This window comes from Erythrobacter sp. KY5 (genome assembly GCF_003264115.1).
Taxonomy (GTDB): Bacteria; Pseudomonadota; Alphaproteobacteria; order Sphingomonadales; family Sphingomonadaceae; genus Erythrobacter.
Genome location: NZ_CP021912.1, coordinates 306410 through 325574 on the forward strand (window position 1 = coordinate 306410; position 19165 = coordinate 325574).

The 19165-nt window shown below is 61.1% G+C and carries 17 protein-coding genes and 1 tRNA gene; 6 read left to right on the plus strand and 12 right to left on the minus strand.

Translation table 11 applies throughout. The features are described from left to right. Positions 1–50 precede the first annotated feature (50 nt). From CD351_RS01440 to CD351_RS01455, 4 genes are all read right to left on the minus strand, one after another. Positions 51–893 carry a DUF2059 domain-containing protein gene (locus CD351_RS01440; RefSeq protein ID WP_111990972.1) on the minus strand — a complete coding sequence of 281 codons (843 nt, stop codon included), beginning with the start codon at positions 891–893 and terminating at the stop codon, positions 51–53. Positions 894–907: 14 nt separating this feature from the next. Next, complete coding sequence (gene pgmG, locus CD351_RS01445) at positions 908–2323, minus strand: phosphoglucomutase/phosphomannomutase PgmG (protein ID WP_111990973.1); 1416 nt, start codon at positions 2321–2323, stop codon at positions 908–910. A gap of 61 nt (positions 2324–2384) precedes the next feature. Next, a complete protein-coding gene (locus tag CD351_RS01450; RefSeq protein WP_111990974.1) occupies positions 2385–2708 on the minus strand; it encodes a J domain-containing protein in 324 nt (107 codons plus the stop codon). A 3-nt stretch (positions 2709–2711) separates the two neighbouring features. Continuing rightward, on the minus strand, positions 2712–3524 hold the full coding sequence (locus CD351_RS01455) for a division plane positioning ATPase MipZ (protein ID WP_111990975.1): 813 nt from the start codon (positions 3522–3524) through the stop codon (positions 2712–2714). Positions 3525–3610: 86 nt separating this feature from the next. Here CD351_RS01455 and panC point away from each other — a divergent pair, with 86 nt between their 5' ends. The 6 genes from panC to CD351_RS01485 all read left to right on the plus strand — a co-directional run bounded on the left by panC (position 3611) and on the right by CD351_RS01485 (position 9358). Beyond that, complete coding sequence (gene panC, locus CD351_RS01460) at positions 3611–4468, plus strand: pantoate--beta-alanine ligase (RefSeq protein ID WP_111990976.1); 858 nt, start codon at positions 3611–3613, stop codon at positions 4466–4468. Positions 4469–4497: 29 nt separating this feature from the next. Continuing rightward, positions 4498–5559, plus strand: coding sequence for a DUF475 domain-containing protein (locus CD351_RS01465; protein ID WP_111990977.1), 1062 nt, complete (start codon positions 4498–4500; stop codon positions 5557–5559). A 93-nt stretch (positions 5560–5652) separates the two neighbouring features. Further along, a tRNA-Gly gene (locus CD351_RS01470) sits at positions 5653–5726 on the plus strand. Between the two features lie 64 nt (positions 5727–5790). After that, positions 5791–6693, plus strand: coding sequence for a sulfate adenylyltransferase subunit CysD (gene cysD / locus CD351_RS01475; protein WP_111990978.1), 903 nt, complete (start codon positions 5791–5793; stop codon positions 6691–6693). Next, entirely contained in the window at positions 6693–8609 is a 1917-nt protein-coding gene (cysN, locus tag CD351_RS01480; protein ID WP_111990979.1) for a sulfate adenylyltransferase subunit CysN, read from the plus strand. The genes cysD and cysN overlap by 1 nt, the downstream gene beginning before the upstream one ends. Beyond that, positions 8606–9358, plus strand: a complete 753-nt coding sequence (locus CD351_RS01485) for a 3'(2'),5'-bisphosphate nucleotidase CysQ (RefSeq protein WP_111990980.1) — start codon at positions 8606–8608, stop codon at positions 9356–9358. The genes cysN and CD351_RS01485 overlap by 4 nt, the downstream gene beginning before the upstream one ends. Here CD351_RS01485 and CD351_RS01490 read toward each other — a convergent pair. From CD351_RS01490 to pepN, 8 genes are all read right to left on the minus strand, one after another. Further along, on the minus strand, positions 9338–9934 hold the full coding sequence (locus tag CD351_RS01490; RefSeq protein ID WP_111990981.1) for an OmpA family protein: 597 nt from the start codon (positions 9932–9934) through the stop codon (positions 9338–9340). The genes CD351_RS01485 and CD351_RS01490 overlap by 21 nt on opposite strands. Before the next feature lie 19 nt (positions 9935–9953). Continuing rightward, the gene (locus CD351_RS01495) at positions 9954–11819 is read right to left on the minus strand and encodes a sodium:proton antiporter (RefSeq protein ID WP_111990982.1); all 1866 of its coding nucleotides are present in this window, start codon (positions 11817–11819) and stop codon (positions 9954–9956) included. Between the two features lie 55 nt (positions 11820–11874). Next, positions 11875–12411: an adenine phosphoribosyltransferase gene (locus CD351_RS01500; protein ID WP_111993528.1), complete on the minus strand. Its 537-nt coding sequence runs from the start codon at positions 12409–12411 to the stop codon at positions 11875–11877. 129 nt (positions 12412–12540) lie between these two features. Beyond that, positions 12541–13395, minus strand: a complete 855-nt coding sequence (locus CD351_RS01505; RefSeq protein WP_111990983.1) for a cytochrome c1 — start codon at positions 13393–13395, stop codon at positions 12541–12543. 47 nt (positions 13396–13442) lie between these two features. Then, positions 13443–14819: a cytochrome b/b6 gene (locus tag CD351_RS01510; protein WP_111990984.1), complete on the minus strand. Its 1377-nt coding sequence runs from the start codon at positions 14817–14819 to the stop codon at positions 13443–13445. Positions 14820–14879: 60 nt separating this feature from the next. Then, positions 14880–15428 (minus strand): ubiquinol-cytochrome c reductase iron-sulfur subunit, encoded by a 549-nt coding sequence (petA, locus tag CD351_RS01515; RefSeq protein ID WP_111990985.1) that lies wholly within the window; start codon positions 15426–15428, stop codon positions 14880–14882. A 254-nt stretch (positions 15429–15682) separates the two neighbouring features. Continuing rightward, on the minus strand, positions 15683–16486 hold the full coding sequence (gene pgeF, locus CD351_RS01520; RefSeq protein WP_111990986.1) for a peptidoglycan editing factor PgeF: 804 nt from the start codon (positions 16484–16486) through the stop codon (positions 15683–15685). Further along, positions 16479–19133 carry an aminopeptidase N gene (pepN, locus tag CD351_RS01525; RefSeq protein ID WP_111990987.1) on the minus strand — a complete coding sequence of 885 codons (2655 nt, stop codon included), beginning with the start codon at positions 19131–19133 and terminating at the stop codon, positions 16479–16481. Before pepN ends, pgeF begins: the two co-directional genes overlap by 8 nt. Positions 19134–19165: the final 32 nt, after the last annotated feature.

A 19165-nucleotide genomic window follows, 5' to 3' on the forward strand; every position in this document is an offset into this window, starting at 1 on the left:
CCGACCGCCCCGGCGACAAGGGCGCAGAATGTCAGAGCTTTTCGGCCCGGCTACTTCGCCTTGGGCTGAGCCTCTGCTTCAGCTTCGGGTTCGCTCGCCGCGAGCTCTTCAAGCGTCACGCCCAAGAGCGATGCAAGCTTGTCCTGCTCTGCCGAGGAGAGATCGGAGAAGGTGCGGCCTTTGGGATACCGCGCCCCGATATCGCCAATGTCGCCCATCATGGCGGGCATCGCTTCCATCACTGCGGGCATCATCTCGTTCATCGCCGACATGACCTGCGGATCGGCGAATATCAGAAAGCTTTCCGCTGCATATTTGCTGCCGACCGGGGTTGCGAAATAGGCGTCGAGCTCTGTCAGCTCGGCCTCGGTGAAACGCACAGCATATGCGCGCGCGAGCCCCGCACGGTAGCTTGGCTCGATCTGGACCACGATATCGCTCATCAGGCTCATGCTCATATCCGCGATCTCGGCGTTGCGCGCCTTTGCGCCCGGATCGAGCAGCTCGACCGCCGCTTCAAGGCGTGCATTGTCGATGTCGCTCAGTTCGCTCGGCGACAGGCCGGTCATTTCCATGAGGAGGATTGCTGGCGAACCTGCAATGTTGCCGAGCATGGAGTCCATCATGGGGCCCATGGCCTCGTCCATCATCTTGGCATAAGTGCCTTCGGGGAAGAGCTTGATGACCACCGATTGAGCCATCGGCACGCGGGCCTCCTGTTCGGGCGTCAGCGGTTCGGCGGTCCCGAACATGTCTCCGAAGAGGTCACCCATGGCGCTGAGTTCGCGCTCGATCGCCTCGTTGGATGTGTCAGTGTGAGCATCGGCAAGCGCCGGTGTCGCGGTCAGCGCGGTGACGCTGGCCAGAGTGGCGAATACGAGACCTTTCAACATGCTTCTTCCTCCCCTTAATGCCCCACGCTTGTCCCGCGTTCGAGGCCGGATAGTGCCAGTTGTTCGTCGATCTGCGCGATCAGGCGTTCAAGACCGTCTTCGCTGTCGCTTTCGGCGCGGGCGACCAGAACGTCCTGCGTGTTCGATGCGCGCAGCAGCCACCAGCCATCGGCGGTGTTCACGCGCACGCCATCAGTGGTGTTCACTTCTTCGACGCCCGGGCCGGGATTGGTGGTCAGGCGCTCGGAAATCTCGGCCATGGCAGGGAATTTGCGCGCCTCATCGACCTGGAAACGCATTTCCGGCGTGTTGAGCATGTCGGGGATCGACCCGCGCAATTCGGTCACCGATTTGCCCAGCCGCGCGGATGCCGCAATCAGGCGAACACCGGCATAAAGCGCGTCGTCGAAACCGTAATAAGTGTCGGCAAAGAAGACGTGACCGCTCATTTCCCCTGCGAGCGGTGAGCCCGTTTCCTTCATTTTGGACTTAATCAGCGAGTGGCCCGTCTTCCACATCAGCGGCTCACCGCCATGCGCCGCGACATGGTCGAACAGCGCGCGCGATGCCTTGACGTCGGCGATAATGGTCGCGCCCTTGCGGGTCTTGAGCACATCCTCGGCGTAGATCATCAGCAGCTGATCGCCCCAGATCACGCGGCCTTCGCCGTCGATCGCGCCGATCCGGTCGCCGTCGCCATCAAATGCCACTCCGAAATCGAGTCGCTTCTCAGCGACGAGAGTGCGCAGATCCTCCAGGTTTTCCTCAACGGTTGGATCAGGATGGTGATTGGGAAAATGTCCGTCGACTTCGGTGAAAAGGAGGTGATGCTCCCCCGGAAGCCGCGCGGCCAGCGCCTCGAGCGCAGGGCCGGCAGCGCCGTTGCCGGCGTCCCATCCAACCTTGAGCGAGGAGAGAACGGACGTGTCGATCCCGTCGAGCCCGGCAAGCATGCGTTCAACATAGTCGCCCAGAATGTCGATCGTCGCGACGCTGCCCGCACCGTCCGCCCAGTCGCCCGCACCAGCCAGTTCCCCGAGCCTGCGAATATCCGCCCCAAAAAACGGTCGCCCCTGAAAGACCATCTTGAAGCCATTGTAATTGGGGGGATTGTGGCTGCCAGTTATCTGAATGCCGCCATGTACATCTTCGGATGATGCCTCGGCGAAGTACAGCATCGGGGTCGCGCTCATGCCGATCCGCACCACGTCGCAGCCACTTGCGGTAAGCCCTTCGACCAGCGCATGTTCGAGCATCGGCGAACTGACGCGCCCGTCATATCCGACCGCTACCCTCGATCCGCCTGCGCGCGAGAGCAACGTTCCGAAACTGCGCCCGATGGCACGGGCATCATCCGGACCCAGCGTCTCTCCGATGATGCCGCGAATGTCGTATTCGCGCAGAACGGTGGGGTCGAATTGGTGGTTCATTTGTCAAAAGCCCTGGATTTGAAAAACTTGTCGTAAGCAAAGCGCTTGCCGCGCAAATGTGTCAATCCTGCGATGCATCGTCGCGGATCGTTTCGACCTCGCCCGGTGGCAATTCGCCAATCAGGACATCGCGAGCATCGTTGGCCGCGTGCACTTCCGCGCTTGAACCGCCGCGATCAGGGTGGACCATGGCAATCCTGCGCTTATGCGCGGCCATGATTTCATCGCGACTGGCGCCTTTCTCTACATTGAGCAGCTTGCGGGCATTGAGGATCACCTGCGAGCGCGGTGGCTGCGCGCTCATATACTGCCATGGCCAGCGCCCCAGCGCCCAGCGGCACAGGATGCAGATCAAGATAAGGATGATCGCGATGCGCAAAAGCATGGCTCAGGCCGGCTCCAGCGGGTTGTCGGCGCGGGCAAATTCGGGAAGCTTGAGCGCCTGAACCAGGGTGCGCAGCTCCTGGCGCGCAACGATGTGGCTGGTGCCGAGATCGCCCAGATGCCCCTTGTCGAGCAGGGTCAGGCCCGACGGAAACAGCTCACGAAAGATCACGCGCTCGGACAGGCCGTGAGCCACGCGGAACCCGACGCGCTTCGACATTTCCTTCAGCGCACGCTCGATACGCGCCATGTTGCGCGCTTCGGTAAAGCCGGTGCGGTTGCGCACGACGATCCAGTCCATCTCAGGGCGCTTTTCGGTGATCGCGGTCTTGGTGCGCTTCATGCGCTGTTCCCAGATCAGCTCTGCGAAGAAGGAGAGTTTCTTGACCTTGAAATTCTCCGCATCGACCTGCCCGATAAGGTCGAAATCGACGAAACTGTCATTCATCGGCGTCACCAGAGTGTCGGCATGTTCAACCGCAGTGCGCGCAAGCGGATCGTCGCGGCCCGGATTGTCGATCACCAGAAAATCGCAATCGGCCTCAAGCGCGTGGATCGTCTCGATCAGCTGGTCGCTGTCGCCCTTCAGGAACACCTCGCACGCAGGCGTCGGCAGATTGATCTTGCGCCGCCGCATCGTGTGGAAGCGGTTCTCCATATACCGGTGAGACGTGCGCTGGCGCGGATCGAGATCCAGCATCGTCACATGGGCGCCCAGATAGGACAGCGCGACCGCGACATGCACCGCCGTGGTCGATTTGCCGGTGCCGCCTTTTTCATTGGCAAAGACAATCCGGTGAGCGGTGTTGCGAGACATTGCGAGATTTTTCCTAGTGCGGGGTTTGGCTAAAGGCGGCCAAGGGGTAAAGCGACGCTGCTGACAATATCGGAGGGACATGAGGGGTGCAAACTGCACATACGCTCGATGTGTTGAGAACGCAGGTCGCAAAGCTGCGCGGGTCGGACGGCGCGACCATTGGCCTCGTGCCGACAATGGGCGCACTGCATGAAGGGCATCTGACCCTGGTGCGCCGCGCGCGCGAGGCCTGCGACCATGTCGTCGCGAGCATTTTCGTCAATCCGACGCAGTTCGGGCCGAATGAGGATCTCGACGCCTATCCGCGCCAGTTGAAGGAAGATGCCGCCATGCTCGAAGGCGAAGGCTGCGCGCTTTTGTGGGCTCCCGATGTGGCGGCGATGTATCCCGACGGCTTCGTCACCAGCATATCGGTCAGCGGAGTGAGCGAGGGGCTGTGCGGTGCCGACCGGCCCGGCCATTTCGACGGTGTCGCGACGGTCGTGAACAAGCTCTTCAACCAGGTTCAGCCCGATCTTGCCTTTTTTGGCGAGAAGGATTTTCAGCAGCTCGCCGTCATCCGCGCGATGGCGCGCGATCTCGATCTCACGCACCCGCATGTCCTTTCGATCATCGGAGTGCCGACCGTGCGCGAGGCGGACGGCCTCGCCATGTCGAGCCGCAACCGCTACCTCTCGCCCCAGCACCGCGAAGCCGCCGCCACATTGCCGCGCGCGATGAAAGAGGCAATCGCCCGGATCGAGGACGGGCAGGAGGTGCAGCCGACGCTGAATGCACTGGAGGACGAGTTGCTGGGCGCAGGCTTTGCCAGCGTCGATTATGCGGTGCTCGCAGATGCCGCTTCCCTTGCGCCTCTCACAAGCTTATCTGGCGCGACAGCGCGGCTCCTCGTCGCGGCAAGGATTGGCGGCACGCGGCTCATCGACAATATGGCGGTGGGCTAGATGGTCCGCTCTAGGGATACGATTTAGCGATGTTGAAGCACTTCTGGGGGTCGCTCCTCTTCACCGCTGTCTGCCTGGCGCTTGGCGGATGGTATGGCTGGACGCTGCACGGCACGATTGGCGGGATGCTTTCGATCCTGTGGATCTGCGCGGTTCTGGCCGTGCTCGAAGTGTCGCTTTCCTTCGATAATGCCGCCGTCAACGCCTCGATCCTGAAGGACATGGACCCGGTCTGGCAACAGCGTTTCCTCACCTGGGGTATCGCAATTGCCGTGTTCGGCATGCGCATCGTCTTCCCGATCGTCATCGTGATGGTCGCCGCAAGCCTTGGCCCGATCGACGCCGTGCGCCTCGCGCTGAGCGATCCGGCCGAGTATCAGCGCATCGTCAGCGACGCTCACATCGGACTGATGGGCTTCGGCGGCGCGTTTCTAGGCATGGTGGGGCTCAAGTTCTTTTTCGATGCCGACAAGGAGCTGAACTGGATTGCCGCAATCGAGCGCCCGCTTGCCAAGGTCGCCGATATTGAGGCGATCTCCATCGGGCTGGTGCTGGCAGCGACATGGGCGACTTCGACGATGCTCGCAGAGGCCGATGCGCTGACCTTCATCATCGCAGCAATCGGCGGCCTTCTGACCTATCTCGCGGTCGAAATCGTCAATCACGTCCTTGAACCGCCCACGCCTTCTTCCGGCGATGTCGCCAAGGCAGGATTTGGCGCGTTTCTCTATCTCGAAGTGCTCGATGCGAGCTTCTCATTCGACGGCGTGATCGGCGCGTTTGCGCTCACCAACAATCTCATCATCATCGCCATCGGCCTTGGCATCGGGGCGATGTTCGTGCGCTCGATGACGATCTTCCTCGTGCGAAAGGGCACGATGAGCGAGTACCGCTATCTCGAACATGGCGCATTCTACGCGATCCTCGCGCTCGCCACGATCATGTACATCAACACCTTTGCGCATATTCCCGAAGTCATCACCGGCCTGATCGGTGCGGTCCTGATCGGCCTTGCCTTCTGGTCGTCGGTGCGCGCGAACCGCGCGGAGCTCAGGGGACCGACCGGAGAAGCCATAAGGCAGGAAAGCTGATCCTTTGGGAGCGGGTGGCCCTGGCAGCAAGGCTTGAAGCATTTTCTTGACGAGGGCCGCCGAAAAATGCCAATGGCGCTTCCTCGAAAGCGGGCGGGTATAGCATAGTGGTAATGCTCCAGCCTTCCAAGCTGGCTAGAGGGGTTCGATTCCCCTTACCCGCTCCAGAGCTTGCCCTTGCACAAACTTTTCTTGCCTTGTGTTGCCACGCACACCCGCTAGCTGGGTTTCATGCGTAATCTCACCCATCTCGAGCGGCTCGAAGCCGAGAGCATTCATATATTTCGCGAAGTCGTGGCCGAGGCTGAAAACCCGGTGATGCTGTATTCGGTCGGCAAGGATTCGAGCGTCATGCTGCACCTTGCGCGCAAGGCGTTCTACCCCTCGCCCCCTCCCTTCCCGATGCTGCACATTGCGAGCGGCTGGGACTTTCAGGCGCTGCTCGACCACCGCGACAAGACGGTGAAGGAATACGGCCTCGAACTGATCGTCGCGCAGAACGAGGACGCCGAGGAACAGGGCATCAACCCGTTCGACACCGGCAGCGCGCTCTATTCGCAGGCGCAGCTGACCGATCCGCTGAAAAAGGCGCTGACGCAGCACGGTTTCGATGCGGCTTTCGGCGGTGGCAGGCGCGATGAGGAAAAGGCGCGGGCGAAAGAGCGCGTGTTCAGCTTCCGCACGGCAAGCCATCGCTGGGACCCAAAGAACCAGCGCCCCGAGCTCTGGAACCTCTACAACGCGAAGAAGAACAAGGGCGAGAGCATCCGCGTCTTCCCGATCTCGAACTGGACCGAGCTCGACATCTGGCAGTACATCGCGCTCGAAAAGATCGACATCGTGCCGCTCTACCTTTCCTCCAAACGTCCGACGGTGGAGCGTGACGGATTGCTGCTGGTCGTCGATGACGACCGCTTCCGCCTCGAAGAGGGCGAGGAGCCGGTCGAGCGTTCGGTCCGTTTCCGCACGCTTGGGTGCTACCCGCTCACCGGCGCTACCGAGAGCGAGGCGACCGACATGAACGCGATCATCCAGGAAATGCTGCTCGCGACCGGGTCGGAACGTCAGGGTCGCGCGATCGACAAGGGGCAATCCGCTTCGATGGAAGACAAGAAGCAGGAGGGCTACTTCTGATGAACAAGGCTGACTCCAGCTTCCAGACCGATGCTCTCATCGCCGAGGATATCGACGCCTATCTTCAGCAGCATCAGCACAAGAGCCTGCTGCGCTTCATCACCTGCGGCAGCGTGGATGATGGCAAATCGACCCTGATCGGGCGGCTGCTCTACGATTCCAAGATGATCTTCGAGGACCAGCTTGCGAGCCTCGAAGCCGACAGCGTCAAGCACGGTACGCAAGGGGACGAGATCGACTTCGCCCTGCTGGTCGACGGCCTTGCGGCAGAGCGCGAACAGGGCATCACGATCGACGTCGCCTATCGCTTTTTCACCACCGAAAAGCGCAAATTCATCGTCGCCGACACGCCCGGCCACGAACAATACACGCGCAACATGGTGACCGGCGCATCGACCGCCGACCTTGCGGTGATCCTTGTCGACGCGAGAAAGGGCGTACTGCAACAGACACGGCGGCACAGTTACATCACCCATTTGCTCGGCATCAGGCACCTCGTGCTGGCGGTGAACAAGATGGACCTTGTTGGCTATGATAAGGCCACATTCGACCAGATCGTCGCTGACTATTCCGCATTCGCGCAAGACGTCGGCATCGAGAAATTTACCGCGATCCCGATCTCGGGCTTCAAGGGTGACAACATCACCGCATCGCCTTCCGCGAACACGCCGTGGTACAATGGCCTTGCGCTGATCGAGCATCTTGAGACGGTCGAGGTCGCCAACACCGCGGCGCAGGAACGTTCGTTTCGCATGCCGGTTCAGTGGGTCAATCGCCCCAATCTCGACTTCCGCGGATTTGCCGGCCAGATCACCGGCGGCACGATCAAGCCGGGCGACAATGTCCGCATCGTGCCCGCTGGCAAGACCACCACGGTGAAAACCGTCACGACCTACGATGGCGACCTTGACGAAGGCGTTGCGGGCCAGTCGGTTACGCTGACGCTCCATGACGAGGTCGATTGCTCGCGCGGGGACGTCATCGCGGCAGCCGGCGACCCGCCCGAAGCCTCCGACCAGTTCCGCGCCACCATCGTCTGGATGGACGAAACCGCGATGAAGCCGGGGCGCGGCTATTGGCTGAAGCTTGGTAGCCAGATGGTCACTGCCACCGTCCAGCAGCCCGAATACGAGATCGACATGGGCAGCCTCGACCATCTCGCGGCCAAGACGCTGGAATTGAATTCAATCGGTGTCGCCGAACTTGCAACCGATCGTCCGATCACTTTCGAACCTTACTCGAAGAGTCGCCAGCTTGGCGGGTTCATCCTGATCGACAAATTCACCAACGCGACCGTCGGTGCAGGGATGATCGAGTTTTCGCTCAGGCGCGCGCAGAACGTGCACTGGCAGCCGACGACCATTACCCGCGAAGAGCACGCCGCGCTCAAGAACCAGGTGCCGCGCGTGTTGTGGTTCACCGGCCTTTCCGGCTCGGGCAAGAGCACCATTGCGAACGAGGTCGAAAAGCAGCTCGCCCTGATGAACCGCCACACCTTCCTGCTCGATGGCGACAATGTCCGCCATGGTCTGAACAAGGATCTGGGCTTTACCGAGACCGACCGGATCGAGAATATCCGCCGCATTGGCGAGGTAGCCAAGCTGATGGCCGATGCGGGCCTGATCGTGCTCACCGCCTTCATCTCGCCCTTCCGGGCAGAGCGGCAGATGGTGCGCAAGATGCTGGCGCAAGGTGAGTTCATCGAGGTGTTCGTCGACACCCCTCTCGAAGTCGCCGAGCAGCGCGATGTGAAAGGGCTCTACAAGAAAGCCCGTGCCGGCGAGCTCAAGAACTTCACCGGCATCGACAGCCCCTATGAAGCGCCCGAAAATGCGGAGATTCGCGTCAACACCGTGGACATGACCCCGGCCGAGGCTGCCGAATACATCATCAGCCAGATAATGCCGCTCAAATGAGCGCTGACACCATGACCGACGCCGCGCTCGCCGCGCATCTTGCCGAGGTGGCCGGACGCATTTTGCTGGATGTACGCGCAAGCGGCATGTTTGAGGGCAAGAAGCTGGGCAAAGCGGGCGATGCGACCGCGAACGAGTTCTTGTGCCACGCCCTTCGTGCTGCGCGGCCCGATGACGGCCTGCTCTCCGAGGAAGAAAAGGACGACACCGCGCGCTGTTCGATGAGCCGCGTATGGATCGTCGATCCGGTCGATGGCACGCGCGAATATGGCGAACAGCGCAGCGACTGGGCTGTCCATGTCGGCCTTTCGATCGATGGTGTGGCGACGGTCGGTGCAGTGGCGCTTCCGGGCCTGGACGGCGGCAAAGTCCTTCGAACAGACGCAGTCACGCCGCTCAAAAGCGCACCCGATAAGCCGCGCTTCCTCGTCAGCCGGACCCGGCCTGCAAAGGAAGCGACCGCCGTTTGCGAAACGATGGGCGGAGAGCTTGTCGCCATGGGCAGCGCAGGGGCAAAAGCGATGGCAGTGGTTCGCGGCGAGGCGGAAATCTACCTCCATTCGGGAGGCCAGTATGAGTGGGACAGCTGCGCACCGGTCGCGGTCGCCGCCGCGCATGGGTTGCATTGTTCGCGCATCGACGGATCGTCGATCCGCTACAACATGGCCGACCCCTACCTGCCCGATCTCCTGATCTGCCGCCCCGAATATGCCGAGCGCGTGCTTGAGCTAGTCGCCGCTCTGGACTGATTCGGTCGCCGCTTCGACGGTCGGTGCCGGCACCAGCACAAGAACCTCGACCCGCCGATTGAGCGCGCGGCCCTCTTCGTTGGGGGAGCCATCGGGTAGCGCGTTGGGCTCTATCGGGTTCTGCTCTCCGAAGACGATCAGGTCGATCCGGTCATCGTCGATGCCCTGATCGACCAGCCATCCGGCCACCGCGAGCCCACGCGCTTCGGCTGCACGCGCATTCGCATTGTCGCTGCCCGCGCTGTCGCTGTGGGCGCGAAGGACGATCGGCCCGCCCATCGCGATCTGTTCGGAGTCCGCAATTTCAGCCAGCGCTTCAAGGGCCTGTTCGTCGAGATCGTCCCCGCCTTCGGGAAAGCCGACGGTCAGCTCGAAAGAAGAGACCGGCTGATCGGGAAGCGGCGGCTGCTCGATGTCAGAGCGCAGGATGGAGACAGTCTCGGTCGGTTCGCCTGCGGGTGGCGCGCTTTCCTGCACCACCTCGGGCTCGTTTGCACTCTGGTCCTCTGTATTTGCCTGACACGCGCTCAGGCTCAAAATGCTCGCCAGCGCAATTATCGCGGCTCGGTACTGCATTGATATCCTCTCATTTGGTTCAAGTCGCTTGTGGTCTCGGCCTGACCTCGGTGGTTTTCGGCTCGCCCTCCTCTTTTGAAGGCATCTTCATTTGCGGGGGTGTGAAACTGACGATGGTGTCGCCAGCGCGCGGTTCTGGTCGCGCCGCGTGGCTAAAGAACCGCAGCGTTCCGGTCTTGCGCAGGATAAGCAGCATCGTCCCGGTGTCGGGAAGACGTTCGCGCGCATCCTGGTAATCGAATTCTTCAGAAAGCTTGGTCTTCTTGAAAACCCAGCCCTGCTTTTGTTTGTCATTCACCTCGTCAACGCCAAAGCCGCTTTCGAACAGAGCGCGGCCCCGCAGCGACAGCGGCAGCGCGTGCTTGTCGTCGCCATCTGCACTCTCGCCAAGCTGGTAGACCGAATCGCGCCCCATCTCGTGCGCGAATTCATTGCAGACGAGAGTGTTGTAAGCCTCATTGTCGGTCGCTGCGACGAGCACTTGGAATGTTGAGAGGTCGAGATTGTGCTCGGTCGCCTCGTTCAGGATTTCGCCATGATAATAGGGAAGCCCTTCGCGCCGTGCCGCGCCGAGCCTTTGCCAGCTCTGGTCGACGATCATGACCGGCGTGTCGAGCGCAACCATTTGCCGCGCGAGCGCAATCGTCCACGGCGTCGAGCCGACGATCAGCAAACCCGGCCGCGACGATCCCTTCACCTTGAGCAATCGTGCAACCGGTTCAATCGTGAAGCCGTGCGCAATGACGGTGATCACGACGACAGCAAAGCTGAGGCCGATAAGGATCTGGCCGCCTGCAACTCCAAGCTCGCCAAGCCGAAGCGCGAACAGGCCCGAAATCGCGACAAGCACGATACCGCGCGGGGCGATCCAGGCGACGAACAATCGCTCGTTCCAGGGAACGTCGGTTCCCAGCAGGCTGATAAGGACCGTGATGGGCCGCACGACGAACAGCAGCGCCAGCAGGAACAGCCATGGACGCACACTGGCGGTAAGATAGGTGAGTTCATCCCATTTGAGCGACGATGCAAGCAGGATGAAGATGCCCGACACCAGCAGAACTGCGACGTTCTCCTTGAAGGGATGGATCGAACGGATGCTGGAAACGTCGCGATTGGCGAGCGTGACGCCCATGACGGTTACCGCCACCAGACCCGCTTCGTGTTCGATCGCGTTGGTCAGCACGAACACGCCGATCACCACCGTGAACAGCACAGGGACCTTGAGATATTCCGGGATCGCGCCGCGCGGGAAAAGATACGCGATAAGGCGGGCGGCTGCATATCCGATCAGGCCGGCAATCACCGCCGAGATCAGAAGCGGCGGCACCACATCCACCACCGAGGCATCGGGAAATTCGTTGAGGCGGCGGAAATATTCGTAAGCGATAACCGCGCAAAGCGCCCCGGTAGGATCGTTGACGATGCCTTCCCATTTCAGGATCGAATTGGGGCGCGTCTGGATGTTGGACTGGCGCAATAGCGGGATCACCACGGTCGGACCGGTGACGATCAGAATGCCGCCGAACAGAACCGCGACGGGCCAGACGAGGCCCGCAATGTAAAACCCTGCCAGCGCACCGAGAGCCCATCCGACCAGCACGCCTATTGTGGCAAGACGCCAGACGGCCTTGCCCGAGTGTCTGAGTTCGCGAAGGTCGAGGCTCAGCCCCCCTTCGAACAATATGAGCGCGACCCCGACGCTTATCATCGGGTCGAGCAATTCTCCGAAAGCGGCTTCCGGGTCGATCAGGCCGGTAATGGGTCCGGCGATAAAGCCCGCAGCCAGCATCAGGACGATCGCAGGCCAGCCTGTGCGCCACGCAACCCACTGGGCGCCCACGCCCAATGCGCCGACTGCGGCGATCACCACGGCTTGCGATTCCATCGAGATAGTTAAAGCCCCTTCTGCTTGCCTGCAGACGCAACGCCCGCAGTTCGGGTCATTCGCCCTCGAAGTGCATCAACGCTTCAACCGCCACTTTTGCTCCACGCAATTTCTCAGCGCCTCCAAGATCAGGCAAATCGATGACGAACAAGGCGCGATCCACCACCGCTCCGGTCATGCGCAGCAATTCGGCTGCGGCGAGCGCGGTGCCGCCGGTGGCGATGAGATCGTCGATAATGACGACCTTCTCTCCCGCTGCGACCGCCTGCGGGTCCATTTCGAGACGATCGGTCCCGTATTCGAGCGCGTAATCGATGCCTATCGTTTCAATGGGAAGCTTGCCCGGCTTGCGAATGGGCACGAAGCCAAGCCCCAGATTGGCCGCAACAGCGGCGCCGAAGATGAAGCCGCGCGCTTCCATTCCGGCGATCTTCTGAGCCCCGGCCTCGCGCGCCTTTGCGGCGAGGTGGTCGATGCTGGCCGACAGGCCCTGCGAGTGCCCTATCAGCGTCGTGATGTCGCGGAACTGGATACCGGGTTCGGGGAAATCGGGAACGGTCCGAATGAGCGCCTTGAGTGCATCGGGTGTCATCATGGAAGCGCTCACTCTCGTCCCTTCAATACATTGCGTTGGAGTGCCCCAAAGCACGAGCGCCCCACCATCCGCAAGGGATGATGAGGCGCGTCGTTCAATTCGGTGCCTGTAAGCTGTGAAGCTCAATCAGGCTTTCTTCTTTTTGGTCGCCCAGATCGTCTTGTACGACAGGAAGCCGAGGATCGTAGCGAACAGCAGGAAGCCGATCACGAACCAGCCGGTCTGCTTGCGCTTGATCAGCGAAGGTTCGCCCGCCCAGGTCAGGAACGCGGTCACGTCCTGCGACATCTGCTCTTCCGTGGCTTCGGTGCCGTCGGAATAGGTGACGATGCCATCAAGAAGCTGCGGCGGCATAGCGATGTTGATGTTGTAGAAGTACTCGTTGAAGTACAGGCCCGGAGGCGTTTCGAAGTCGGGCGACTTGGCCACGTCATCGGGATCGGGCTCGTTGTAACCCTGCATAAGCGAATAGACGTAGTGAACCCCGTCCTTGCGCGCCTTCGTGATCAGCGAAAGGTCGGGCGGGATCGCGTTGTTGTTGAACGCGCGCGCCTCGATATCGTTGGCGTAGGGGCTCGGGAACTGGTCGGTCGGGAGACCCGGACGCTCGATTACCGAACCGTCCTTCTCGTCGATGCCCGGAACCATCCAGGTCGCGGCTTCCGCACGCACTTCGTCTTCGGTGTAACCGAGGTCCTCAAGGTTGCGGAACGCGACAAATTTCAGGCTGTGGCAGGCCGAACAGACTTCCTTGTAAACCTGATAGCCGCGCTGCAGCTGTGCATAGTCCCAGGTGCCCATCGGTCCGTCGAAGGAGAACCCGCCCTCAGGGGCGATGTTGGCTTCCTGGAAAGCATAATAGTCGGGCTTTTCCGGGAAGCCTTCGCTCGCCAGCGTAAAGAGGCCGGGCGCGAGCGACCACAGCAGCAGGACCGCGGTGAGGCCGAGGCCGAGGATGATGCCTCCAAGTCGAATGGTCATGACCTAACTCTTTCTCGTTATCGGGTCAGTGAATGGATCAGGCTCGATTATTCGGCCGGCTGCAGCGAACCGTCGGTGTCGCCACCGGGAAGCGGCTTGACCACCTTGCCCGGATTGTCGCCACCGCCCGACGTACCGCCGGGAGTGTCATCGCTGCCAAGGACAGCCTGCGTGATGGAGAACGGCAACGGCTTGGGCACTTCGATCTGGCTGATGATCGGCAGGATCACCAGGAAGTGAAGGAAGTAGTAAGCCGTGAAGATCTGGCTAAGCACGATGTAAGGCTCTTCCGCCTTGGCGCCGCCAAGGTAGAACAGAGCCGCCATGCAGGGTACGAGACCGAACCAGAAGAACTTCTTGAACAGCGGACGATACGAGCCGGAGCGAACCGGGCTCTTGTCCAGCCAGGGCAGGAAGAACCACACGAGGATCGAACCGAACATCGCGATCACGCCGAGCAGCTTGGCCTCGATCAGCACGATCCCGGTGAACGGAATGGTGAGATCGCCGGTGAAGGCACGAAGGATCGCGTAGAACGGGTAGAAGTACCATTCCGGAACGATCAGCGCCGGGGTCGAAAGCGGGTTGGCTTCGATCCAGTTTTCAGCGTGGCCCAGTGCGTTCGGCGCAAAGAACACGATTGCCGAGAAGAAGATCAGCACGAGACCGAGGAACCAGCCGTCCTTCACCGTGTAATACGGGTGGAACGGAACGGTGTCGCTTTCCTGCTTCACTTCGACGCCGGTGGGGTTGGAGGAACCCGGAATGTGAAGCGCCCAGATGTGCAGGATCACGGTGCCGGCAATGATGAACGGCAGCAGGAAGTGCAGCGAGAAGAAGCGGTTCAGGGTCGAATCGTTAGGCGCATAGCCGCCGACCAGCCAGATTTGCAGCGGCTCACCGATGAACGGAATGGCGCCGAACAGACCGGTGATAACTTTCGCACCCCAGAAGCTCATCTGGCCCCAAGGAAGGACGTAACCCATGAACGCGGTTGCCATCATGAGCAGAAAGATGACCACACCGAGCAGCCAGATCATCTCGCGCGGAGCCTTGTAGGATGAGTAATACAGGCCGCGGAAAATGTGCATGTAAATGACGACGAAGAAGAAGCTTGCGCCGTTGGCGTGGGCGTATTTCAGCAGCCAGCCATAATTCACGTTGCGCATGATGTGTTCGATCTGGCCGAACGCAACTTCGGTGTTCGCGGCATAATGCATCGCGAGGACAACGCCGGTGATGATCTGGAACACGAGGAAGAAGCCGGCGAGCACGCCGAAGTTCCACATGTAGTTGAGGTTGCGCGGAACCGGATATCCGGCACCCACAGCGTTGTAGACCAGCCGCGGAACCGGAAGCTTTTCATCAAGCCACTTGGTGAAGTCGTTCTTCGGTTCGTACTGATTTGCCCAGGCGAAGCTCATAATGATCTCTTGCTTGTTCTCAGCGATAAATTCTTAAGGTGCACGTTCAGTTACGAACGATCACCCTACGCGGATGGTGGTTTCAGTCGTGAAGGTGAATTCAGGAACTTCGAGGTTGGTCGGTGCCGGGCCCTTGCGGATACGGCCGAGCGCATCGTAATGCGAACCGTGACACGGGCAGAAGTACCCGTCGAACTCACCCTTGTTCTCGCCATCGGCAGCGCCAAGCGGCACGCACCCAAGGTGAGTACAAACACCAAGATTGACCAGAATGTCTTCGTTGCCAGCGCCCAGACGATCTTCGAGCGTCTGCGGATCGCGCAGGCCACCAGCGTCGATCGCGGTTACTTCAGCGATTTCTTCAGGCGTCAGGCGCTTCACGAAGAGCGGCTGTTCGCGGAAGACGGCCTTGATCGACTGACCCGGTTCGAGCGAGGAGACGTCGACGTCGGTCGTGCTCGCGGCGAGCACGTCTGCGGTCGGTGCCATCTGGCTGATCAACGGATAGAGAACGGACGCACCGCCGACACCGGCCGTGCTGACAGCTGCAATGTGGATCCAATCGCGGCGACGAACGCCCTCTTCGGTACCCTCTGCAGTGGAAGCCATAACGTATTACCCTGCTCGTTTTGCCACGAAGCGCATCCGCTCTTCGTGGCATCGGTTGAAACTCTTCGCCCCGTCCGGCGCTAGAGCCATGGTGAGTGTCCCAGCCGGATGATCAACGCGCCTGCAGGCACACTGTTCCGACTTGCAGCGCCGTATACGGCAATCTCGCGAGATTCCAACCGTGTTTTAAACACCGCTTGTTCGTTCCTGTGCAAGCCACCCGGAAGCGCCGCTGAAGAGAGGATGAGCCACCCTCACCCGCGCGGCAGGGCGATGGCGCTCAACTGCCTTCCGTAAGTGGGCGCCCCAGCCTGGCTTGCTCGCCGATAGGAATAGTACCGTTCGTCAGACGAATGCGTGTCGCTTCCCACCCAGCCGACTTGCGAAAGCCCCGCCGCGCGCAGCCTGGCCAGGATGTAGGCCGGAAGGTCGAAATGCCACCGCACTTTGTCCTCGCGCGTCGGCGCAGAGGCGAAGAACTGATCATGGGATGCATCGAAATGATCGCGAAACGCGCTGTCCACTTCATAGCTCTGCTGAGCGATCGTTGGCCCCAGCGCAGCGGCGATACGCTCACGCTTTGCCCCCAGCGCTTCCATCGCGGCGAGCGTGTTTTCAAGCACGCCATTATGAGCGCCGCGCCATCCGGCATGGGCTGCGCCGATCACACCGCCTTCGGCATCGGCGAACAGAATCGGGCCGCAATCGGCAGTGACGATGCCGATCACCACGTCATGCCGCCTGGTCACCACTGCATCGGCAACGGGGCGGCCGAGCTCCTCGTCTGGCCATTTGCGCGTCCCGGGCGTGCCGATTGTCACGACTTCGGGCGAGTGCACCTGATGCGGAGCCATGAGCGGCGCGCCAGTACGGATAGCATTGGCCGCAGCGGCTCTCACTTCGCGGACCTCGCGCGCGGTGCCCGGACCGCCATAGCCAAACTGGTGGACGCCGCCCGCATGTCCGAAAAAGCCGTGAGGCACGCCTTCGAGCATGTCGCTTCGTGCTATATCGAAAGGAGTGCCCTTGGCGCTCGCAGGTCCGCCGCCATCAGCCATCGAGCGAACGGCTAACCTGCTCGTAGGTGTCGCGAGAGAGGTCTTTCGCCTCGGCAATGCGCTCCAGCTCGCCCTTCATCAGCGCGGCCCGCTTTGGCTCAATCCGCCGCCAGCGCCCGAGCGCGGACACGAAACGCGCTGCGGTCTGCGGGTTGATCGGGTCGAGTTCGAGGATGACGTCGGCGATCATGCGATATCCCGAGCCATCCGCCGCGTGGAAGCCCTGCGGATTGCCTGCAAAGGCCATGTAGAGCGAACGAACGCGGTTGGGGTTCTTCATCGTGAATTCGGGGTGCCCGGCAAGTTTCCTCACCTGCGCAATTACATCGGGGTGAAGCGAGAGCGCCTGAAGCGTGAACCACTTGTCGACCACCAGCGCATTGTCGCGATAGCGCTCGTAATAGTCGGCCAAACGCGTCTCGCGCTCGGGGCAATCGAGACCTGCGAGCGTCATCAGCGCGCCCTGACGGTCAGTCATGTTGTCGGCGCGGTCATATTGGTGCGCGGCAAGTTCGGCTGCCTTGTCGGGATCGCTCGCAGCGATAAAGCCCAGCACGACCGTCTTGACCTTTCGCGCCCCGCGACCTGCCGGGTCGTCGAATGCGACCTGTTCAGCGCGCTCATAAAGGGCGTGAAGCTCGCTTGCACACCCATTGCCAATCGCCGCTTTCAGCGCCTCGCGCGCTTCGTGGATTGCGCCCGGATCGGCCTTGTTGTCTCCGCTCGCCATCGCTTCGAACAGGTAGGTCTCGCTCGGCAGCATCATCAGCTCGCCGCGCATCGCATCGTCGAGCGCTTCGTCGCTGACGATTGCCTTCATGGCCTCGATAATCGCCGCCTCGCCGTCGCCGGAGGGATTGCCGCGCGCTGTTGCCACAAGGTGACCGACGGCGAGTTCCTGCATCGCTTCGTAGCGGGCAAAAGGATCGTCGTCCTTCGCAGCAAGGAAGACGAGATCGTCGCGCGCCATCTCGCGCTCTATAACGACGGGCGCGGTAAAACCCCGGTTGATCGAGACGACCGGATTCCCGCCTGCGAGCGGCAAAGAAAAGCTGTCCTCTTCCTTGTCGAAAACGATCAGCTGCTCTTCACCCAGCGCGCCGGTTGCGCGGCTGTGTACGGCGACCCGCAGCGGAATAGGCATGGGCTGCTTGTCGAGTTGCCCCGGTGTTGCGGGAAGAACCTGCTTCAACTTCAGGACAAGCGCGTCGCCTGTTTCCTCCTGCACGACGTGAATGCGAGGCGTCCCTGCCTGCGAGTACCAGAGGCGGAACTGCTCAAGGTCGAGCCCGGCGCCATCTTCGATCGCCTTGACGAAATCCTCGCAGGTTGCCGCTTCGCCGTCGTGGCGGTCGAAATAGAGATCGGTGCCCTGACGGAAGCGCCCGACACCGGCCATCGTGCGCATCATGCGGATCACTTCGGCGCCCTTGTTGTAGACGGTCGCGGTGTAGAAATTCGAGATTTCGCGATAGCTGTCCGGGCGGATCGGATGCGCGAGCGGGCCCGCGTCTTCTGGGAATTGCGCGGCGCGAAGGATGCGCACATCCTCGATCCGCTTGACCGCTTCGCCCTGCATATCCTGCGAAAACAGCTGATCGCGCAAGACCGTGAACCCTTCCTTGAGGCTAAGCTGGAACCAGTCGCGGCAGGTGATGCGGTTGCCCGACCAGTTGTGGAAGTATTCGTGCGCGATGACGCCTTCCACGCCGTCGAAATCGCCATCGGTCGCTGTATCGACATCGGCAAGCACGTATTTGGTGTTGAAGACGTTGAGGCCCTTGTTCTCCATCGCCCCCATGTTGAAATCGCTGACCGCAACGATGTTATAAAGGTCGAGATCGTATTCGCGCCCGAAGACTTCCTCATCCCACTTCATCGAGCGGTGGAGCGATTGCAGAGCGTGGTCGGTGCGCGCGAGATCCTCCTTGCGGACCCAGATATTGCATTCGACTTCGCGGCCCGATGCGGTGGTGAAAGGTCCGCTGTTAGCGACCAGATCGCCTGCGACCAGTGCAAAGAGGTAGGAAGGCTTGGGCCACGGATCGAACCACTCGGCAAAGTGGCGACCATTACCCATGTCGCCCTCGGCCTCCTCATTGCCGTTACAAAGAAGGATCGGGAATTGCTCTTTCGAACCCTCCATCCGCACCCGGTAGGTCGAAAGGACATCGGGGCGGTCCGGGAAGAAAGTGATGCGGCGGAAGCCTTCAGCCTCGCACTGGGTGCACAGCATGCCGTTCGAGGCATAAAGTCCCATCAGCTGGGTGTTGGCGCTCGGATCGATCTCTGTGACGATCTCGACTGTGTGAGTATCGCCGGAAAGCGTTAGGACGAGATCGGCCCCATCCATCTGCCAGTCGTCGACCGCTTCGCCATCGACCGTGACGCCGAGCGCGGTGAGGCCGTCGCCATTCAGCCGCAGCTCGCTCGATGCCTCTGCTGCCGGATTGCGTTCAACTGACAGTTTTGAGGTGATCCGCGCCTTCTCGATCCCGAGGTCGAAGTGCAAATGGGTCTCGGGAAGTAGCCAGGGATAGGGCTTGTAATCCTCTCGCCGGATCACCGGCGGCTCATGCGGCGTGGGTGCCGCATCGGCGAGTTCGGGGTTGCCTTCGGGGTTCGTCGGGTTCGTGGCGATATCCATAAGTCTCGATTTAAGTTGATTTGAGGGCGGGT

Excerpts from the sequence above, each read along its gene's own strand:
- CD351_RS01440 (WP_111990972.1), bottom strand. The coding sequence starts at position 893 with ATGTTGAAAGGTCTCGTATTCGCCACTCTGGCCAGCGTCACCGCGCTG.
- CD351_RS01455 (WP_111990975.1), bottom strand. The coding sequence starts at position 3,524 with ATGTCTCGCAACACCGCTCACCGGATTGTCTTTGCCAATGAAAAAGGC.
- cysD (WP_111990978.1), top strand. The coding sequence starts at position 5,791 with ATGCGTAATCTCACCCATCTCGAGCGGCTCGAAGCCGAGAGCATTCAT.
- pgeF (WP_111990986.1), bottom strand. The coding sequence starts at position 16,486 with ATGGCTGATGGCGGCGGACCTGCGAGCGCCAAGGGCACTCCTTTCGAT.
- CD351_RS01490 (WP_111990981.1), bottom strand. The coding sequence starts at position 9,934 with ATGCAGTACCGAGCCGCGATAATTGCGCTGGCGAGCATTTTGAGCCTG.
- CD351_RS01505 (WP_111990983.1), bottom strand. The coding sequence starts at position 13,395 with ATGACCATTCGACTTGGAGGCATCATCCTCGGCCTCGGCCTCACCGCG.
- CD351_RS01495 (WP_111990982.1), bottom strand. The coding sequence starts at position 11,819 with ATGGAATCGCAAGCCGTGGTGATCGCCGCAGTCGGCGCATTGGGCGTG.
- CD351_RS01500 (WP_111993528.1), bottom strand. The coding sequence starts at position 12,411 with ATGACACCCGATGCACTCAAGGCGCTCATTCGGACCGTTCCCGATTTC.
- CD351_RS01450 (WP_111990974.1), bottom strand. The coding sequence starts at position 2,708 with ATGCTTTTGCGCATCGCGATCATCCTTATCTTGATCTGCATCCTGTGC.
- CD351_RS01510 (WP_111990984.1), bottom strand. The coding sequence starts at position 14,819 with ATGAGCTTCGCCTGGGCAAATCAGTACGAACCGAAGAACGACTTCACC.
- pgmG (WP_111990973.1), bottom strand. The coding sequence starts at position 2,323 with ATGAACCACCAATTCGACCCCACCGTTCTGCGCGAATACGACATTCGC.
- pepN (WP_111990987.1), bottom strand. The coding sequence starts at position 19,133 with ATGGATATCGCCACGAACCCGACGAACCCCGAAGGCAACCCCGAACTC.
- cysN (WP_111990979.1), top strand. The coding sequence starts at position 6,693 with ATGAACAAGGCTGACTCCAGCTTCCAGACCGATGCTCTCATCGCCGAG.
- CD351_RS01485 (WP_111990980.1), top strand. The coding sequence starts at position 8,606 with ATGAGCGCTGACACCATGACCGACGCCGCGCTCGCCGCGCATCTTGCC.
- CD351_RS01465 (WP_111990977.1), top strand. The coding sequence starts at position 4,498 with ATGTTGAAGCACTTCTGGGGGTCGCTCCTCTTCACCGCTGTCTGCCTG.
- petA (WP_111990985.1), bottom strand. The coding sequence starts at position 15,428 with ATGGCTTCCACTGCAGAGGGTACCGAAGAGGGCGTTCGTCGCCGCGAT.